This window comes from Mycobacterium sp., assembly GCF_052143115.1.
Lineage (GTDB): Bacteria > Actinomycetota > Actinomycetes > Mycobacteriales > Mycobacteriaceae > Mycobacterium.
In genome coordinates this window covers 18551-37250 of record NZ_JBKQTQ010000173.1, presented here as the reverse complement: position 1 = coordinate 37250, position 18700 = coordinate 18551, and the positions used below count along the sequence as shown (strand labels likewise).

Here is an 18700-nt window from a genome sequence, read left to right as displayed (position 1 = left end):
CCAACGTCGGCTGAGCCTTTCGATCGAAGTGCCTAGTCGCACGACGTATTCGGCTCAGCTTGAGCAAAAGGATTGCTTGGCGACGCCCGGGCTAATCATCGGGTGCAATAGCGCTGGTCAGATTTCTTCTGGTTGATTCGAACCCTCGCACAAGTAGCGCGATATCCGTAAATTTCCGACGTGGTCTGTGTGTGCAGTCAAGAAGCGGCGTCGATGTCGCGCGGCCGCACGCGTCCATGCCTGCAGATAGCCGGGTGACCCAAAGCTTTCCCCTTCAGACAGAGGAGCGCGATGAGCCGTATCCATTATCGGCAGGACGAGCAAACCCGATGAGCGCCGTGGTCACAGCAAAGCAAGCAACCGTTCGAGACGATTTTTTCGTAGCTAACCTGCAATTAACGCGCTCGGTCGCGCAGTGGCCGTTGACTTTACGTAAGGCGCATGAGCAAATTTCGCCTATGTCAGCTCATGTCAAATGTATCGACTTTCCGGACTGGGAGTCCACTAATCCGGACATGGGGCATCGGGGCGGGGACAGGATGAGATCATTGTCACGCCGTCATGGCTACCGGCGGATCAGGTAGGCCGGTGTCCACAACCTCTTCGGCGCTGACCAAATCAGGTGCTGCCTGGTCGAAGCCCGCCATCGCCGTGGGCGATTTCGTCGTCCTGGCCGGCGAAACCTTCGCCGCCATGTTCCGCCGACCCCTCGCCTGGCGCGAGCTGATCGATCAGATCTGGTTCGTGGCCAGGGTTTCGATCGTTCCGACGGTGGTGTTGTCGATTCCCTACACCGTGTTGATCGTCTTCACGTTGAACATCGTGCTGATCGAGGTCGGCGCCGGCGACCTGTCCGGTGCGGGTGCAGCACTCGCCTCGGTCACCCAGGTCGGGCCGGTGGTCACCGCGATCGTCGTCTCGGGCGCGGCCTCCACCGCGATGTGCGCTGATCTGGGCGCCCGCACGATTCGCGAGGAGATCGACGCGATGAAGGTCATCGGCGTCAACCCCATCCAAGCCCTGGTGGTGCCCCGCGTGATCGCCGCGACTTTCGTTGCGCTGATGCTTTATTCGGTGGTCGCGGTGGTAGGACTCTCCGGGAGCTACTTTTTCGTGGTATTCGTTCAGCACGTCACGCCGGGGGCATTCGTGTTCGGCATGACGCTGCTCACTGGCCTCCCTCAGGTGATCGTCTCTCTGGTCAAGGCAACACTTTTCGGTCTCTCAGCCGGTCTGATTGCTTGCTATAAGGGACTGTCCGTCGGCGGCGGGCCGACCGCCGTCGGCAACGCCGTCAACGAGACCGTGGTGTTCGCATTCATGGCCCTGTTCCTCATCAACATTTTGGCCACCGCATTCGGTGTGAAGGTGGCTCCATGACCGCGACAGAAACGGACGAGACCGTGCCCGGCAACCAGAGCCGGCCTCGGATGGTCGGCGCAACCCCGAGAAGTGAAGCTGGACAACGCAAGACGTCGGAGGAAGAGCGCAGACGCCTACCCGGTAGCGAGGCTCTGACTCGGGTGGTCGACGCGACCCGCAGCGTGGGTGAGCAGACGGCCTTTTACGGCAACGCGCTCGGAGCCACCGTCGACGCCGTCCGCCGCTACCCCGGTGAAGTGTTGCGGTTGATCGCTGTGATGGGGATGGGCACCGGCGCGTTGGCCGTGATCGGCGGCACGGTGGTCATCGTCGGATTTCTGACGCTAACCACCGGCGCTTTGATTGCCGTGCAGGGCTACAACACCCTGTCCAACGTCGGCATCGAGGCCCTCACCGGTTTCCTGGGGGCATTTCTCAATGTCCGTTTCATCGCACCGGCGACGGCGGGCGTGGCCTTGGCCGCCACCATCGGTGCCGGTGCGACCGCGCAGCTCGGCGCGATGCGCATCAACGAGGAGATCGACGCGCTGGAGTCGATGGCCATCCGGCCCATTACCTATCTGGCATCGACCCGCATTGTCGCAGGGATTCTGGCGGTCATCCCGATCTACACCGTCGCCGTGTTGATGTCGTTTCTGGCGACCCGGTTCGGCACGACGATCATCTACGGACAGTCGCGTGGTGTCTACGACCACTATTTCTCGTCGTTTCTGCACCCGACCGACCTGTTGTGGTCGTTCAGCGAGGCGCTGGCGATGGCCGCCGCCGTGATGGCGGTGCACACCTACTACGGCTACACGGCGACCGGTGGTCCGGCCGGTGTCGGCGAGGCGGTCGGTCGTGCGGTGCGCACCTCGATCACCGCAGGGGTTTTCATTCTGTTGACCATCACGCTGTCGGCGTACGGGCAGTCCGGCAACTTCCATCTATCGGGTTGACCGTCGATGAGCCAAGAGCGCCGGCGGCGCGGGGGAATTGATCCAATCTGGTGGGCACCGGTGTTGGTTCTCGTGGTCGTGGCCGCGAGCACGCTGACCGCAATGGCGTTCTCCGGGACTCTGCGGACGACCGTTCCGCTCACTGTCATTTCCGACCGGGCCGGTCTGGTTATGGAGGACGGCGCGAAGGTGAAGTTGCGCGGCGTCCAGATCGGCGAAGTCGCATCCGTGGATGCCTATGCCGATCCGGCAGGTACCAACCTGTCGAAGCTGCGACTCAAGATTGCGCCGAATGACTTCCAGTATCTGCCGAACAACGTCGAGGCAGAAATCAAGTCGAGCACCGCGTTTGGCGCTAAATATGTCGACCTGATCGTTCCCTCTGAAGGCGCCAGCTCTCGACGGTTGGCACCGGGTGCTGTCTTGCACTCCCGCAACGTGACGGTTGAGGTCAACACCGTGTTCGAAAACCTTGAGTCGATAGTCCGCGCCATCGACCCGGCGAAGCTGAATGGTGTGCTCTCAGCTTTGGCCGATGGTTTTCGCGGCAAGGGTGATCGCATCGGTCAGGCGATTACCGAAGGCAATAGAGCCCTGCTCGCCGTGAACCCGAAAATGCCTACCGTTCGGCGAGATTGGCAGCTATTCGGCAAGACCACCCAGGCGTACTCGGATGCGGCACAGGACATCCTGGCGACCCTGGATTCGTTTTCGACGACCAGCGTCACGATCACGAAAAATAAGACCGCGCTCGACGAGGTGCTTCTTTCTGCGATCGGATTCGCCGACGCGGGCGTCAACACGATCGGCAGGAATCAGCTGAACCTGGTCAGCGCGATCAACCTCGTGGCGCCAACCTTCGAGCTCCTGAACAAATACTCGCCGACCTACACCTGCACGTTCCAGGGCGCCCAGTGGTACCTGGAGCACGGTGGTAGAGACGCAATGGGGGGCAACGGCAAATCCCTGATGATCGACGGCGGGCTGCTATTCGGCGACGACCCGTACCGCTATCCGGCCAACCTGCCCATCGTGCAGGCCAAGGGCGGCCCCAGTGGCAAGCCGAGTTGCGGCTCGCTGCCCGACGCGAGCGCGAACTTCCCGGTGAAATACCTTGTCACCGACACCGGATTCGGTACCGGCCTGGATATCCGACCTAACCCCGGCATCGGTTTCCCCGGTTTCAACAACTACTTCCCGTACACCAAGGGAACACCGCAGCCGCCGTGGATTCGCTTCCCCGGCCCTCCGGCGCCGGGCCCGTGGCCGGCATACCCGGGTCAACCTCCGTATGGTGCACCTGACTATGCGGGGGCTGGCACGCCGCCGGCACCGCCCCCACCGCCCGCGCCCTGATCGCCGAATGAGCAAGGAAGAGCAATGAGACGCAGGACCGTTCGCGCCGCTACGCGCGTGGCGCTGTTCACCGTTGTCTGCCTTGCCTTCGTATTCGTTTTGGTGACGGTATTCGGGCAGTTCCGGTTTGACACACGCGCCTCCTACAGCGCGGTCTTCTCGAATGTCTCAGGCCTCAAAGGCGGAAACTTCGTCCGCATCGCCGGCGTCGAGGTGGGAAAGGTCAAAGGCCTCAAGCTGCGGAAGGATGGCACGGTCAACGTCGACTTTGCCATCGACAGGGGGCTGACGCTCACTGAAGGGACCAAGGCGGCGGTGCGCTACGAAAACCTCATCGGCGACCGCTATCTGTCGCTCGAAGAAGGCGCTGGTTCAACGCGGAAGTTGTTACCAGGAGCCACGATTCCGTTGGCGCGGACTTCTCCCGCACTCGACGTCGACGCTCTCATCGGCGGCTTCCGGCCGCTGTTCCGGGCGTTGGATCCCGATCAGGTCAACGCATTGTCCGGCCAGTTGCTCAGGGTGTTCCAGGGCCAGGGGGCCACGATCTCGTCGGTGCTTGGCCAGACGTCTGCGCTCACCACCACGCTGGCCAACCGCGACAAGCTCATCGGCGACGTGATCACCAACCTGAACACCGTGCTGCACACCTTCGGCACTCGAGACAAACAGTTCTCAGACGGCCTGGACAAGCTGTCTCAACTTGTCGGGGCGCTGGCCGAGCGCAGGACCGATATCACCAACAGTGTGGCCTACATCAACGCCGCGACGGGATCCGTTGCCGACCTGTTGACGACTGCTCGCCAACCGATCAGGGACACCGTTGTGCAAACCGACCGGTTCGCAGGGCAAGTCGAGGCCGATCACGACTACGTCGATGACCTTGTCAAAACCCTTCCTGACGCCTATCAGGTGCTGTCCCGCAACGGTCTTTACGGCGATTACTTCGGCTTCTACATCTGCGATGTGATTCTCAAGCTGAACGGAAAGAACGGCCAGCCGGTGTTCGTCAAGCTGGTGAGTCAAGTCAGCGGGCGGTGCTTGCCCAAATGACCTCGGTGACAAGCGCTTTGAAGGACAAGCTGAAGCGGCGCAATATCAAGCCGCTCGCCGACCGCAACCGGATCACGGTCGGAGTGGTCGGGATCCTCATCGTTGTTGCCTTGGTGGTCGCCGTCTTCTCCTACGACAAGATCCCGTTCATCAATGGCAAGTCGAGTTATACCGCGTATTTCACCGAGGCCGGCGGAATCAAGTCGGGCAGCGATGTGCGAGTGTCAGGGCTCTCCGTCGGCAGGGTGTCCAGCGTCAAACTGGATGGGACGAAGGTGAAGGTCAGCTTCACCGTCGACGACGACGTCGCGCTGGGGGATCGCACCGAGGCCTCAATCAAAACCGAGACCGTGCTCGGCACCAAAATGCTGGAGATAACCCCACGTGGTGACGGCGAACTGAGCGGCGCCATCCCGGTTGAGCGCACCCGCTCGCCCTATGACCTACCGACCGCGCTGGGCGACTTGACCAGTACCATCAGCGCTTTGGACACCACGAAGCTGTCCTCGGCGCTCGCCACATTGGCCGATACCTTCAAGGACACCCCACCCGACCTGAAGGTCGCGCTGGAGGGGGTGGCACAGTTCTCCAGCACGCTCGACGATCGCGACGCCAAACTGCGCAACTTGCTGGGCAACGCGAACAAGGTCACCGCAGTGCTGGCCAAGCGCAGCGATCAGATCGCCAGCCTCATCGTCAACGCCAACGCTTTACTGGCCGAGCTTCTCACGCAACGCAACTCGGTCGACGCGTTGATGATCAACCTCGGCGCCGCGGCGCGGCAGATATCCGCCGTGGTGAACAACAACCGGACGCAACTCAAGCCCGCCCTGGACAAACTCAACGGTGTGCTGTCAATTCTGGACAACCGCAAGCAGGAACTGCAGCGCACGTTGTATCTGCTTCCGAAATATGCGATGTCGTTCGGCGAAGTGCTGGGATCCGGGCCCTTCTTCAAGGCCTCATTGGTCAACCTGGCACCGGGACAATTCGTGCAGCCGTTCACCGATGCGGCGTTTTCCGATTTGGGGCTTGATCCCAACGTACTGCTGCCGTCGCAGCTCGTCGACCCGGGCAACGGCCAGCCCGGCATGCCGTCGCTGCCGTTGCCCTACCCGCGCACCGGACAAGGCGGCGAGCCGAGACGGTCGATACCGGATGCCATCACCGGCAATCCGGACCAGCAGTCGTGCGGTCCGTCCGGCGTGCCGCTACCTGGCCCCGGCTGCTACCCGTACCGGCAGCCGCCGCCAGCGCCGCCGCCAGGTGGGCCTCCGCCAGGGCCCCCGGCGGATCTGAAGCCACCGCCGAAGCCAACACCGGTGTATGTGCCGGCACCTAATGAAGTGCCTGCGAACGGGGGTCACTGATGGCGTTCGCCGATGTCGGCGCGTGGATTGTGAAACATCGACGTGCCGTAAAGATCGGGACTGCGGTCAGCCTGGTCCTGACGCTGCTCGTCGGGATCAGTATGATGGTCACGCCGTGGTGGAAAAGCGTGAATAGAAACACCTACGTCGCCTACTTCAGCAACACCAACGGGATCTACACGGGCGACGAAGTCCGCATCCTCGGCGTCGCGGTGGGAACGGTCGAGCGGATCGACCCGCAGCCCAACGCGGCAAAGGTCACCTTCACCGTCGACTCGCAGTACTCGGTGCCCGCCGACGTCCGCGCCGCGATCCTATCGCCGTCACTGGTCACCGCGCGGGCGATCCAACTCGTCCCGGTCTACTCCAGCGGCCCGAAACTGGCTGACGGCGCGACCATTCCCGAGGATCGGACCGCGGTTCCCGTCGAGTGGGACGACCTGCGCCGCCAGCTAGAGAAGCTCACCGACTCCCTGCAACCCACCACTGAAGGTGGGACAAGCCCGCTGGGCGAATTCATCAACACCTCAGCAGCCAACCTGCGTGGCGAGGGCGACACCGCGCGCGACACCGTCATCAAACTCTCCCAAGCGGTTTCGGCGCTGGGCGACCACAGCACCGACATTTTCAGCACGGTGCGCAATCTGGAGCTGTTTGTATCCGCGCTGACCTCGAGCAGTGATCTGCTGGCCTCGTTCAACAAAAACTTGGCAAACGTCACAACCGTGATGACCAATACCCCTAACGAGTGGGGCCAGGCGATGCAGGGCTTAGACGGCGCGGTCAACGATCTGCGTCCCTTCGTCGCCGAGAACCGAGAGGCTATCGGCACGACCTTCGACCATCTCAACGCCATTACCACGGCGTTGAACGACAGCCGCCGTAACATCAAGCAAACTCTGCACGTTGCGCCGGACGTCTTCCAGAACTTCCTCAACATTTATCAACCGGCGCAAAGCGCGGTCACCGGGATTCTGGCTCCGGTGAACTTCGCCGACACCGTCCAATTCCTCTGCGGTGCAATCGAGTCCGCGGGCCGTGTGGGGGCGAAGCAGTCAGCGCGACTGTGCGAGCAGTATCTGGCTCCGATCATGAAGAACCGCCAGTACAACTTCCCGCCCCTCGGTTTCAACCCGTTCGTGGGTGCGTCGGCGCGGCCCAACGAGATCACCTACAGCGAAGACAAGCTCAATCCGCACATACCACCGCCGACTGCCCAGGCCGCCAACGACGTAAGCGCATTACCGTCTTCGCCCCAAGCACTGCCATCAGGCAGCACACCGCCGGCCGCAGCCACCGTTCGTTCCACCGACCCCAGTCAAGGGCTGCAAGGATTGATGGTGCCTGCGGCAGCACCCGTGCCACCGAAAGGCACACCATGAGGCGCACAGTGGTTGCAGGGGTTATCATTTCGTGTATCTGCCTGCTGACGGGTTGTGGCTGGAAGGGCCTCAATACGCTCAGCCTGCCGGGAACCGAAGGCACCGGCAAGGGCACGTACACCATTCAGGCGCAGTTGCCCGACGTGGTCGTCATCCAGCCGAACACCCGGGTACGTGTCGCCGACGTCAACGTCGGCAACGTCACCAAGATCGAGGTTCAGGATTGGCACGCCCTGGTGACCATGCGTATCAACGGCGATATCCATTTGCCGGCGAACAGCACCGCCAAGGTCGGCCAGACCAGCCTGCTGGGGTCCATGCACATCGAGTTGGCGCCGCCGACCGACGAGCCACCGAGAGGTGAACTCAAGAACGGCTCGGTGATTCCACTCTCCAGGGCCGGCACCTACCCGACCACCGAGCAGACCCTTGCGTCGGTCGCGATTCTGCTCAACGGCGGCGGGCTGGGCCATATTCAGGAGATCACCCAGGCGTTCGCAACCGCTTTGACCGGCCGTGAAAAAGAAATGCGCAGCCTGCTGACCCAACTGGATACCTTCATTACCCAGCTGCATGGCCAGACCGACGACATCATCACGGCCACCGAGAGTCTCAACTCGTTGGTCGGCCAAGTGGCGGAGAAGGATCAAGTGGTCGACAAGGCGCTCACCACGATCCCGCAGGCGCTGGCCGTGCTGTCGGATTCACGAAAGACATTGGTGAACGCTATCGATGAGGTGGGCAAGTTCAGCGCCGTCGCCGCCTCGACGATCAATCAGACCAAAAAATCGCTCACGGACAATTTCCGCAACCTCGCCCCGGCCCTGCGGGAACTGGCTAACGCCGGGCCTGCCCTCACCAGAGGTCTGGATTTCCTTTCGACCCTCCCGTGGGTGAAGAGCACCGCCCCCAACTGGTTTCGGGGTGACTTCGCCAACATCTCGCTCGTCGTCGACCTGACCTTGAGCCGCCTTGACAGCGGTTTCTTCACCGGGTCGAAGTGGGAAGGAAACCTCACCGAACTCGAAATGCAGTGGGGCCGCACTATCGGTCAGATGCCCAGCCCGTACACCGCGCAGAACCCGTTGATCGCGCCCTACCACTTCGGGGGCTACTAGCATGGCGCGTTCGAGCACGCTGCGCCTGTCGCGTCGGATCTGGACACAGTTGGCGATCCTCGCGTCGGTCACCATCATCGCCATCGGCGTGATGGCGTTCGGCTTCGTGAAAGTGCCCGCGTTGTTGGGAATCGGACGATATACAGTGACGGTCGATCTTCCCTCATCCGGCGGTTTGTACCAGACGTCGGTGGTGAACTATCGCGGTAGCGAAGTCGGCAGCGTCAAATCGGTCGATGTCACCCGCGACGGGGTTCGCGCCGTTCTTTCACTCAACTCCGGCATCGCGATCCCTTCCGACGTGACGGCCGCGGTCCACAGCCGCTCGGCCGTCGGCGAACAGTTCCTCGAGCTGACACCGCATTCCGGCAGCGCCAACGACACCGGCCCGAAACTGCGCGACGGCGACGTCATTCCGGTCGGCAAGACACAAGTTCCCGTCGATATCGGATTCCTGCTCGACGCAACCAACAAGGCTCTGCAGGCGATTCCGCAGGACAATCTGCACACCGTCGTCGATGAAGCCTCCAAGGCCGTCGCGGGTTTGGGGCCGGACTTGTCCCGTCTCGTCGACGGTGGCACGGCGCTCGCGATCGACGCCGGCAAGACCAGCGATACCTTCTCCAAACTGATCGACGAGTTCCCGCCTGTGGCCGCCTCACAGGTGCGGACGTCGGATTCGATCGCGACCTGGTCGCGGCGGGTGAACGCGATCACCAGTCAGCTCAAGGCACAAGACACGGCCTTCGCGGATCTGCTCAACGTAAGCGGTCCAGCGCTGGATGAAGGGACCGCGCTGTTCGACCGGCTGGAGCCCACGCTGCCGGTGCTACTGGCCAACCTGGTCAGTCTGGGCAACATCGCGGTGTCCTACCGAAACGATCTCGAGGAGCTGTTGGTTCTCTTTCCGCAGGGGACCGCGGTGATGTCGTCGATAATCGTGCCGGACATGGTTGCCAAGCAGGATTACAAAGGCATCTATCTCGACTTCAACTTGAACCTCAACCTGCCGCCGCCATGCAACACCGGATTTCTGCCGGTGCAGCAGCAGCGGATCCCCGTCCGGGAGGACTATCCCGACCGGCCCGCCGGTGAGTTGTACTGCCGCATCCCGCAGGACTCCGACATGAACGTCCGCGGCGTACGCAACGATCTGTGCGAGACGAAGCCGGGGAAGCGCGCCCCGACGGTTGAGATGTGCGAGAGCGACGAGCAATATGTACCGCTGAACGACGGTCTCTTCTGGAAGGGTGATCCCAACGCGACAAACACCGGTCAGACTGTGCCGCAGTACCCGCCGGGCACCGATCTCAGTCGCGTCCCGCCGTTGAGTACCGTGCCCCGGTCACCCGGCCCGTGGGCGCCTGCGCCCAGACCGCCAGTCGCCGTCGTCCCTTACGATCCGGCCACCGGAAACTACGTTGGCCCAGACGGTCGCACCTACACCCAGTCCGATCTGGCCAACCCGAAAGGCAAGACATGGCAGAGCATAGTGATGCCGCCGAGCAGGTAGACGAACAGACGCCGCCCGACGAGGAAACTGACGTCGACGAGGGAACTGACGTCGACGAACACGACGCCGATGCCGACTTGGCGGAGAGTGAAACACCTGCACCGCAGCGGTTTTCAGACACACGCGCATTGATCACGGTGGGACTTGTCATCGTCGCGGCGTTGGCTGGGGTGGGGGGCTGGCTCGGATACCGTGTCTACCAGGACCGCGAGGCGCAAGCGCAGCGCAATCTATACGTGCAAGTCGCTCGTCAGACTGCGGTCAACCTCACCACGATCGACTACACCCGGGTCGATGCCGACATCAAGCGGATCCTGGATTCGGCGACCGGCGGCTTTTACGACGATTTCCAGAAGAGACCGCAGCCATTCGTCGACGTTGTGAAAAAGGTGCAGTCGAAGTCGGAGGGCACAGTGTCCGAAGCGGCGCTGTTATCCGAGGCTAACGATCAGGCGCAGGTGTTAGTGGCGGTAGAGGTGAAGACGACGATGGCCGCAGCGCCAGAACAAGAACCCCACAGGTGGCGGATGCGGCTAGGCGTTCAGAAAACCGGCGATGGCCCCAAGGTCTCGAATGTTGACTTCGTGCCGTGAGCAACCGAACAGCCATCACAGCACGGGAGGATTACTCCGCAATGGACGTTGGCGATGATGCCGGCACCGACCCATCGCCGCCGGAACTGAACGACGAGAATCCGCTCAACGACAACGACAACGACAACGACGTCGACGCCGACGCCGACGCGCGGATCGACGACGAAGCTGAGGCGGCTGACGAGGCGGATCTTGTCGACGAGGATGAAGCATTGGCCGAACGGGGTGCCAGATTCTCCTGGACCCGTATCTTGGTTCTGGCTGTGTTCCCCACCGTGGCGTTGGCCCTCGCCCTGGGAGACGGTTACCTGAAGTGGCTCGATAGTTCGGCGCGCGCATCGGGAACGGCGGCCGAGCAGTCGGTTAAAGCCGCTACCGACACCACCATCGCGATCCTGTCATATCGCCCGGACAGCGTGGAGCGGGACCTGAAGGGAGCCGCTGACCGCCTCACCGGCGGCTTCCGTCAGCAGTACACCCAGCTCGTCAGCGATGTCGTTGCTCCCGGCGCCAAGCAGCAGCACATCTCGGCGGTAGCGACGGTGCCGGCGGCGGCCTCGGTATCGGCGAGCGAAAACCACGCGGTGGTCTTGGTTTACATCGATCAGACCACCACCGTAGGCAACGATGCGCCCACCCAGACCACCTCCAGTGTGCGCATCACTCTGGAAAGGGTCCATGGCCGATGGCTGATCTCGCAGTTCGACCCGGTGTGACCTACTGGGCGGCTTTCCAAAACTATTGGAGCAATGGACAAGTGAGATGAATGTAAAGAGTCTGTCGATGCCGCTCCGGGTGCTTTGCGCTGTCGTGCTCGCGGCCGGATTCTGGGGCGCCACCGCGATGTCCGGTTCGACCGGCACGACCAAAGCGGCCAACGTCGAGAGCCTGATGGTGCCGTCCGCGGCGATGGGCCGCGATATCCCGGTGGCCTTCCTGGCCGGCGGACCGCACGCGGTCTATCTGCTCGACGCGTTCAATGCCGCCCCGGACGTCAGCAACTGGGTCACGGCTGGCAATGGGATCAACACGTTTGCCGGCAAAGGAATTTCGGTGGTGGCACCGGCCGGCGGTGCCTACAGCATGTATACCAATTGGGAGCAGGACGGCAGTAAGCAGTGGGAGACGTTCCTGTCCACCGAGTTGCCCGACTGGTTGGCTGCCAACAAGGGGCTGGCCCCCGGCGGCCATGGCGTCGTCGGCGCCTCGCAGGGTGGGTACGGGGCGGCGGCGCTGGCTACCTTCCACCCCGACCGATTCCGCTACGCGGGATCACTATCGGGATTTCTAGCCCCCGAACGCACCGGGGTGGACGGGACCATCACCGCGGCGCTCAAGCAGGGCGGGGCTGACAGCGACCACATGTGGGGGCTACCCCAGCTGGGGCGCTGGAAGTGGCATTCCCCGAACCAGAACATTCAGCTGCTGGTGGACAATAACGCCCGGCTGTGGGTCTACAGCCCCGGCAGCGGCGCCCCGACTGACCAAGGCGCCATGGCCGGCTATGGGGACATCGCGCAAGGTACCAACGCAACTTTCTACTCCCACTACCGAGATGCTGGCGGCCACAACGGCCACTTCGACCTTGGCCGCGGAGGAGGCAACGACTGGCCGACGTGGGGGCAACAGCTGGCGGCAATGTCCGCCGATCTCGCAGCGAATATCCGGTAGCGACCTAAGCATCAGGTGAGGAGCTTCGAGCGCCATGACCGACAGGAAAGCGAGTCGCCAACTCGCACGGACCATCTCGATACCGTTGACGGTCGGCGCCGGGTTCATCGCGTCGAGCTCGGTCGCCGTTGCACCGGCCGCTCCCGGGGTTCCCGGGGACAACGCACGGCTCAACAACGGCATCGTGGTGAACGTCGACACGATCAAGAAGAAGGCCGGCTGCACGACCGACCTGCACATCAACCCGCAGCTGGTGTCCGCCGCGCAGCAGCACACGGTCGATGTGCTCAATAACCGGAATCTCGACGGCGATATCGGCTCGGACGGGTCGACTGTGCAAGACCGTGCCCGGGGCGCGGGTTACAACGGCACGGTCGCCGAGACGGTGGCCATCAACCAGTCGCTGGCAATCAATGACCTTGACATCATGGGCAATTGGTTCTACCGCCCCGACTACTACGCGATCATGTCCAACTGCGCCAACACTCAAATCGGTGTGTGGTCGGAGAACAGCTTCGACCGCAGTGTGCTCGTCGCGGTTTACGGGCAGCCGCGCTGACCGGGCGCGACTGCTGTGGTCCACTTCTGGTCACCGCCGAGAAAACTCTCGTGTTCTGCGCGAAATCCGATTAAAATTCCGGCACATCCAGAGGACAGAGGGACTCCGTTGCGAAACAACAATATTCCAGTGAACGGGGTGTCGGCTGTGAGGCGCGCTGCGTCGCTCGTTGCCCTTGTTGTTGCCGTGACATTCAGCGGCGGTGCGTTGGCGCCTCCCCCGCGGGCGCACGCCGTCCCGGCCCCCGAGATTGAATATCTGTACGACATCACGGTGCGGCGGCAGTACAGCTTTGCGAATGCGGCCGATGCGATCGGCTATGCCCATGGGATATGCGACAAAGTCAGCAGCGGCGCCAGCTACGGCCAGGTGATGAACGACGTGAAGAACGACGTCAGGCCCAACGACGAGTATGCGGCTAACTACCTCGTCTCATATTCGGTCAATATCTTCTGCCCAGCTCAACTCTGGCAGCTGCGCAACTCCGCGAGCAACTAAGTGCCGGCGCCACAGTAGGTGTTCACCGGCTCACGCTTGCGGCCGGACTACTACCCGCCGGCGGGTCCGAGGTCCGGTGCGTATGAGGGTGGCGGGTAGACGCCCCTGAGCAGCCATGCGTACGCAGCGATGCCGTATTCCAGCTCGTCGCTGGCGTCGTAGTCCGGATTTGGATTCATCTGATTAACCCTTCGCCTTGCGCCTAAGCGTATCGCGCCGCCTGGCTGGGCTGATGTCAGCCGAAGCTCCGAACAAGCGTTCATGATCCCGAGCGATCCCGGAAGCCTTTTCTTTGCAGTGATTTTTAACGCTCGGGAAAGGCCGGCGAAGATGCACGCGGCCAAATTCCGAATCTGTAGATCAGCTCGGCAGATTCTCCGGGTGCAGCATCTCGGCGTATCGCTGCGGCTCGGGGATCCCGAATCCGTCGACCAGTGTCTCGGCATAGGGCCGCAATAACCGGCACCGATCATTGATAGCGCGAGTGACCGCCTTGGCTCGCTCGGTGGACAGGTACCGGTGCTCGACGTACCACGCTTTGTCGTCTTCGATCACCGACATCGCGTACAGGTCGCAGACCAGCCCGAGCACCTCGCGGGCTTCCTCGTCTTCGCATGATGCGATCCCGGCGACGAACGCCTCCAGCACCACTCGGTCGATATGCGCCTGCGCCGCATGCAGCACGTGATCCTGTACCGCGTTGAACGCGTCGAATGCCGACATTTCTTTGGACTTGCCCTGCAACCGGCGCGCCACCGAGGCGATCATGTATTCCTCGCGGTCCTCGAACATCTTGACCTGGGTGCCGCGGTTGAACAGGCTGCCCTCTTCTTCGTTGTCCTGCCGAGCGTCAACAATCGTCTGGATGATCGTCTCTGCCGCAGTGCGTTTCAGCACCCGCTCACCGGCGAAATTGGCCGCGAACCGCACCCATTCCACCGGGCTCATGCCCTTGATGTCGTCGGCGTAAGCGGTCAGCAACTCCTTTGCCACCAATTGCGTCAACACGTGGTTGTCGCCCTCGAAGGTGGTGAAAACGTCGGTGTCGGCCCGTAACGCGATCAGCCGATTGTCGGCCATGTAGCCCGCCCCGCCGCATGCCTCTCGAGCTTCCTGGATGGCCCGGGTGGCGTGCCAGGTGTTGGCGGCCTTCAGCCCCGCCGCCCGTGCTTCCAGCTCGCGCTGTTCTTCGGCGTCGGGGGCGTCCGCCGTCTGCAGGTCGTGGCATTTGGCCACCAGCTCGTTCTGCGCGAACTGCAAGGCATACGTCCGCGCGATCAACGGGAACAGCCGGCGCTGATGCACCAGATAGTCCATGATCAGCACTTCGCCCTCGTCGTCGGGTGCGCTGAATTGCCTGCGCTGCAAGGCGTATCGGGTGGCGATGTCCAACGCCACGCGTGTGGCGTTGCCCGCGCTGCCGCCCACACAGATCCGCCCGCGGATCAGGGTGCCGATCATGGTGAAAAATCGACGACTGGGGTTTTCGATCGGTGAGCTGTAGGTGCCGTCCTCTGCGACGTCGCCGTACTTGTTCAGCAAGTTCACCCGTGGCACGCGAACGTGGTCGAAAACGATGCGGCCGTTGTCGACGCCGGGCAGCCCGCCCTTGTACTCGCAGTCCGACGTCGTCACACCGGGCAGGTCGTTGCCGTCTTTGTCGCGGATCGGCACCAGGAGGCAATGCACACCGTGGTTGACCTGCTCGCCGTCCTCGGTGGTGATGAGCTGGGCGAATACCGCTGCGATGGTGGCGGTTTCGGCTGCACCGCCGATGTAGTCCTTGCGCGCGGTCGGAGTCGCGGAGTGGATGACGAACTCCTGGGTGGCTGCGTCGTAGGTCGCGGTCGCTTCCAGCGCTTGGACGTCGCTGCCATGTCCGGTTTCAGTCATCGCGAAACAGCCGCGCAGTTCGAGGTTGATGATCTTCCGCACGTACTCCTGGTGGTGGCGTTCGGTGCCGAGGTTCTCGACGGCACCGCCGAACAGGCCCCACTGCACGCCCGCCTTGACCATCAGGGACAGATCCGACATCGCGAGCATCTCGATCATCGTGATCGCCGCCCCGACGTTGCCGTTCCCGCCGTGCTCTTTGCGGAAGCCGTCGTCGGCTGCGCCGGCCGCGGCCATGATGTTCATTTGCTCCGCCACCTTGGTGCGGGCGATCACCGTGTTCGGTGTGTAGTGCGGACGAAAGATCTCGTCGGTCAACCGCTCCCGCATCTGGTTCTTCACGTCGCGTCAACGTCCGTCCAGTGAGTTGCGCAGATGTTCCGCAGTGGTGGTCATACCCGACGGTAACCCGGCGCTCACAGCGTCGGGGTAAGCTCCGCGAGGTAATCCGACATTTGATGACCCGGCACCTAGATGAACATTCCGTTAACCCAAGGTGGCTATAGTCTGTCGGACGGTCGCGGCCATGCGGCCAGGGGAAGGTAGTCCATGGGCAGGTTTTCCCGCGTCTTCAGCAAGCAGGGCGCGGTTGAGGTTGAGGCCGTCGCGGCTGCTCTGCAGCCAAAATTCGTGTTGGCTGCCGGACCGGAAAGAGGCGTCTCTCACACCTGGTTGGATACCTTCGATTGGCGGCTGCACTCCGCGGGGATATCCCTCGAGTACGTCGACGACGGTCCGCTGATCATGCAGTTCCCTGATGGCAGCCGGTTGCAAGGCCCTCGGGCCAAGAAATGGCCGGCACTGCTGCACGACCTGCCGGCGGGGCGGCTGCGCGACGCGCTGGCTCCGATGGTTGCCCCGCGGGCATTGCTGTCCGTCGTCACCGTGCACCGTGCTGTGCGGGAGAGTCGGGTGCTCAACGCCGACGAAAAAACTGTTGCCCGCCTGGTGACCGAAAGCTCGGATGACGGCACCAGCCAGCTGCAGGTCCAGCCGCTGCGCGGCTACGAGGTCGACGGTGATCGGGTTGCGCGCCTGCTGGCCCGCGTGGATGGGCTCGCGGCGGTGACAACGACGCCCTATGACGACGCGCTGGCAGTTGCCAGCCGCAGTCCCGCCGACGATGGTCAGGATTTGGCGGGGCAGCTGCGGCCGGAAACGCCTGGACCGGTGGCCGTCGCAAACATGCTCGCGCGGTTCGCATCGGTCATCGACGACAACGTGGCGGGCACGATCGCGGCGATCGACACCGAATTCCTGCACGACCTGCGGGTAGCGGTGCGGCGCACCCGTTCGATCCTCAAGCTCGCCGGTGATGTGCTGCCCGGGAATCTGGCCGAGCAATTCAAGCCGGAATTCAAGTGGCTCGGTGATCTGACCACGCCGGTGCGCGATCTGGACGTGTACCTGCTCGAGCTCGACACCATGGCCGCCAGGCTGGCGTCGGCCGATCCACGTGACCTCGACCCGTTCCGGTCGTTCTTGGTTCGGCATCGCGCTGCCGAACGCCGCCGCCTGGTGCGTGGGCTGCGGTCGCGGCGCTTCGAGCAGATGATGAGCGACTGGCGCACCGCGCTGGAGCAGGTGACCGCTGACGGCGACGGCGGCGGGCCGACGGTCGCGGCGCTGGCCCGGCAGCGCATCGAACGGGCGTTTCGGAACGTGGTACGGCGCGGCAAACGGATCGCCGCCGACTCGCCGAGCGAGCAGGTCCATGAATTGCGTAAGCGCTGCAAGGAGTTGCGCTATCTGCTGGAGGTATTCCGGCCATTGTGCGCCGACGCGCCGTATCGCCCGCTGATCAAAGAGCTCAAGGCGCTGCAGGACACGCTCGGCGAATTCCAGGACGGCGAAGTCCAGCGTGAAGCGGTCCGCGAATTCGCCGCGTTGATGATGGAACAGGGCGCTGCGCCGCCGGCAACCGTGCTGGCGATGGGCGAACTGGCTGCGCAGCTCGATGCACACCAGCTGAACGCACGGTCGGCGCTGGTGGGGCGGCTGCAGCCATTTCTGGCCGACGAGAATCGTGCCCGAGTCAAGGCGCTGGTGCGCTAGTGAAGATCTTCGCGACCTACAACATCAAGGGCGGCGTCGGCAAGACATCGGCCGCGGTCAACCTCGCGCATCTGGCCGCGCGCAGCGGATACAACGCACTGCTGTGGGATCTCGACCCGCAAGGCGCGGCAACGTATCTGTTCCGGGTGCGACCCAAAGTCAAGGGCGGTAGCCGAGCGCTGGTGGAAGGCACGCGATCGCTTGACGATGCGATCAAGGCCACCGATTTCGACGGGCTTGACTTGCTGCCGGCCGATTTCAGTTACCGCAATATGGATTTGCAGCTGGACGAGATGAAGCGGCCGACCCGGCGGATTCACCAGCTGCTGAAACCGTTCGACGGCGAATACGACGTGGTCTTCCTCGACTGTCCACCGAGCATTTCGTTGTTGTCGGAAAACGTCCTGCATGCCGTCGATACGCTACTGGTGCCGATGATCCCGGCCACGCTGTCGGTGCGCACGTTCGATCAATTGTCCAGCTTCATCAGCGATTTCGACGGTCGCCGACCGCGGGTGTGTGCGTTCTTCTCGATGGTGGATGGGCGCAAGCGGCTGCACCGGGACCTCGTCGAGCAGCTGCCGGCCGAACGACCGGGAATCTTGAGCACAGCCATTCCGGCGCTCTCGATCATCGAGCAGATGGCTGAATATCGGGCGCCGGTGACGGCGTTCGCGCCGCACAGCGTCGCAAGCAAGTGCTACGAAGCGCTTTGGCATGAGGTGAACGGAGCGATCGGATAAGACGGCCGTGCCCGGATATTTAGCCGCTGCGACGATTGTGCTGCTGGTCGGCATGGTCGTGACCAGAGTTTTGCTGCTGCGCAGGGTCGGAACGCGTGCGATGCATTTCGGCGGCATCGACAAGAAAGATTTTTTCATTCCGCCGGTCGCGATGTTGTATTTCTACACCGTCTTCGCCGCGGCGTTCGGTTGGCCGCTTGTTGGCGGCACAAGGTTTTTTCGGTCCGATGCTGTGGCCTGGGTCGGGGTCGGATTGTGTTGTGGTGGCTTACTTGTCATGCTGGCGAGCTTGATTTCGTTCGGCAGAAGTTTTCGGGTTGGCATCGACGTCGACCGTCCCGACGAGCTGGTGACCACTGGGGTGTTTGCCTGGAGCCGCAACCCCATTTACGTCGCGCTGTTTCTTGTTTTGGTGGGCCAACTCTTGGTGTTTCCGAACTGGGTTCCGTTGCTCTACCTCTTCGCCGGTACCTGGCTCTTCCACCGTCAGGTACTGCGCGAGGAGGAGTTCATGCGGGGGCAGTACGGCGAAGCGTACGCGGCGTATTGCCGACGTGTCAGACGGTATGTCTGAC

At 62.8% G+C, this 18700-nt stretch carries 17 protein-coding genes and 1 pseudogene; 16 read left to right on the top strand and 2 right to left on the bottom strand.

Annotated features, from left to right (window positions below; genetic code table 11):
* Positions 1-693 precede the first annotated feature (693 nt).
* The 13 genes from ACLQI9_RS17590 (at position 694) to ACLQI9_RS17530 (ending at position 13434) form a co-directional block, all read left to right on the top strand.
* Positions 694-1380, top strand: coding sequence for an MlaE family ABC transporter permease (locus ACLQI9_RS17590; protein WP_442377925.1), 687 nt, complete (start codon positions 694-696; stop codon positions 1378-1380).
* Positions 1377-2321: an ABC transporter permease gene (locus tag ACLQI9_RS17585; protein WP_442377868.1), complete on the top strand. Its 945-nt coding sequence runs from the start codon at positions 1377-1379 to the stop codon at positions 2319-2321. Before ACLQI9_RS17590 ends, ACLQI9_RS17585 begins: the two co-directional genes overlap by 4 nt.
* 6 nt (positions 2322-2327) lie before the next feature.
* Positions 2328-3677 carry an MCE family protein gene (locus tag ACLQI9_RS17580; RefSeq protein WP_442377870.1) on the top strand — a complete coding sequence of 450 codons (1350 nt, stop codon included), beginning with the start codon at positions 2328-2330 and terminating at the stop codon, positions 3675-3677.
* Positions 3678-3701: 24 nt separating this feature from the next.
* The gene (locus ACLQI9_RS17575) at positions 3702-4730 is read left to right on the top strand and encodes an MCE family protein (protein WP_442377872.1); all 1029 of its coding nucleotides are present in this window, start codon (positions 3702-3704) and stop codon (positions 4728-4730) included.
* A 44-nt stretch (positions 4731-4774) separates the two neighbouring features.
* Positions 4775-6100: an MCE family protein gene (locus tag ACLQI9_RS17570; RefSeq protein WP_442377927.1), complete on the top strand. Its 1326-nt coding sequence runs from the start codon at positions 4775-4777 to the stop codon at positions 6098-6100.
* Entirely contained in the window at positions 6100-7482 is a 1383-nt protein-coding gene (locus tag ACLQI9_RS17565) for an MCE family protein (protein ID WP_442377874.1), read from the top strand. The genes ACLQI9_RS17570 and ACLQI9_RS17565 overlap by 1 nt, the downstream gene beginning before the upstream one ends.
* Positions 7479-8600 carry an MCE family protein gene (locus tag ACLQI9_RS17560; protein ID WP_442377875.1) on the top strand — a complete coding sequence of 374 codons (1122 nt, stop codon included), beginning with the start codon at positions 7479-7481 and terminating at the stop codon, positions 8598-8600. Before ACLQI9_RS17565 ends, ACLQI9_RS17560 begins: the two co-directional genes overlap by 4 nt.
* A 1-nt stretch (position 8601) precedes the next feature.
* Positions 8602-10113: an MCE family protein gene (locus tag ACLQI9_RS17555; protein WP_442377877.1), complete on the top strand. Its 1512-nt coding sequence runs from the start codon at positions 8602-8604 to the stop codon at positions 10111-10113.
* On the top strand, positions 10080-10706 hold the full coding sequence (locus ACLQI9_RS17550) for an Mce protein (protein ID WP_442377879.1): 627 nt from the start codon (positions 10080-10082) through the stop codon (positions 10704-10706). The genes ACLQI9_RS17555 and ACLQI9_RS17550 overlap by 34 nt, the downstream gene beginning before the upstream one ends.
* Positions 10707-10747: 41 nt before the next feature.
* The gene (locus tag ACLQI9_RS17545; RefSeq protein WP_442377880.1) at positions 10748-11422 is read left to right on the top strand and encodes a hypothetical protein; all 675 of its coding nucleotides are present in this window, start codon (positions 10748-10750) and stop codon (positions 11420-11422) included.
* Positions 11423-11468: 46 nt separating this feature from the next.
* On the top strand, positions 11469-12377 hold the full coding sequence (locus tag ACLQI9_RS17540; RefSeq protein WP_442377882.1) for an alpha/beta hydrolase-fold protein: 909 nt from the start codon (positions 11469-11471) through the stop codon (positions 12375-12377).
* Between the two features lie 34 nt (positions 12378-12411).
* Positions 12412-12936 carry a CAP domain-containing protein gene (locus tag ACLQI9_RS17535; RefSeq protein WP_442377883.1) on the top strand — a complete coding sequence of 175 codons (525 nt, stop codon included), beginning with the start codon at positions 12412-12414 and terminating at the stop codon, positions 12934-12936.
* A gap of 186 nt (positions 12937-13122) precedes the next feature.
* Positions 13123-13434: a DUF732 domain-containing protein gene (locus ACLQI9_RS17530; RefSeq protein ID WP_442377885.1), complete on the top strand. Its 312-nt coding sequence runs from the start codon at positions 13123-13125 to the stop codon at positions 13432-13434.
* A gap of 50 nt (positions 13435-13484) precedes the next feature.
* Here ACLQI9_RS17530 and ACLQI9_RS17525 read toward each other — a convergent pair.
* Together ACLQI9_RS17525 and ACLQI9_RS17520 are read right to left on the bottom strand one after the other, a co-directional pair.
* Positions 13485-13613, bottom strand: a pseudogene (locus ACLQI9_RS17525) (hypothetical protein); the annotation flags it as partial.
* A 181-nt stretch (positions 13614-13794) separates the two neighbouring features.
* Positions 13795-15669, bottom strand: coding sequence for an acyl-CoA dehydrogenase family protein (locus tag ACLQI9_RS17520; protein ID WP_442377887.1), 1875 nt, complete (start codon positions 15667-15669; stop codon positions 13795-13797).
* 207 nt (positions 15670-15876) lie between these two features.
* On the opposite strand from ACLQI9_RS17520, the gene ACLQI9_RS17515 reads away from it, so the two are divergent.
* The 3 genes from ACLQI9_RS17515 to ACLQI9_RS17505 are packed head-to-tail and all read left to right on the top strand — an operon-like array spanning position 15877 to position 18699.
* Positions 15877-17382, top strand: coding sequence for a CHAD domain-containing protein (locus tag ACLQI9_RS17515; protein ID WP_442377889.1), 1506 nt, complete (start codon positions 15877-15879; stop codon positions 17380-17382).
* Positions 17382-18125, top strand: coding sequence for a ParA family protein (locus ACLQI9_RS17510; RefSeq protein WP_442377890.1), 744 nt, complete (start codon positions 17382-17384; stop codon positions 18123-18125). The genes ACLQI9_RS17515 and ACLQI9_RS17510 overlap by 1 nt, the downstream gene beginning before the upstream one ends.
* A 37-nt stretch (positions 18126-18162) precedes the next feature.
* Positions 18163-18699: a methyltransferase family protein gene (locus ACLQI9_RS17505; RefSeq protein ID WP_442377892.1), complete on the top strand. Its 537-nt coding sequence runs from the start codon at positions 18163-18165 to the stop codon at positions 18697-18699.
* Position 18700: the final 1 nt, after the last annotated feature.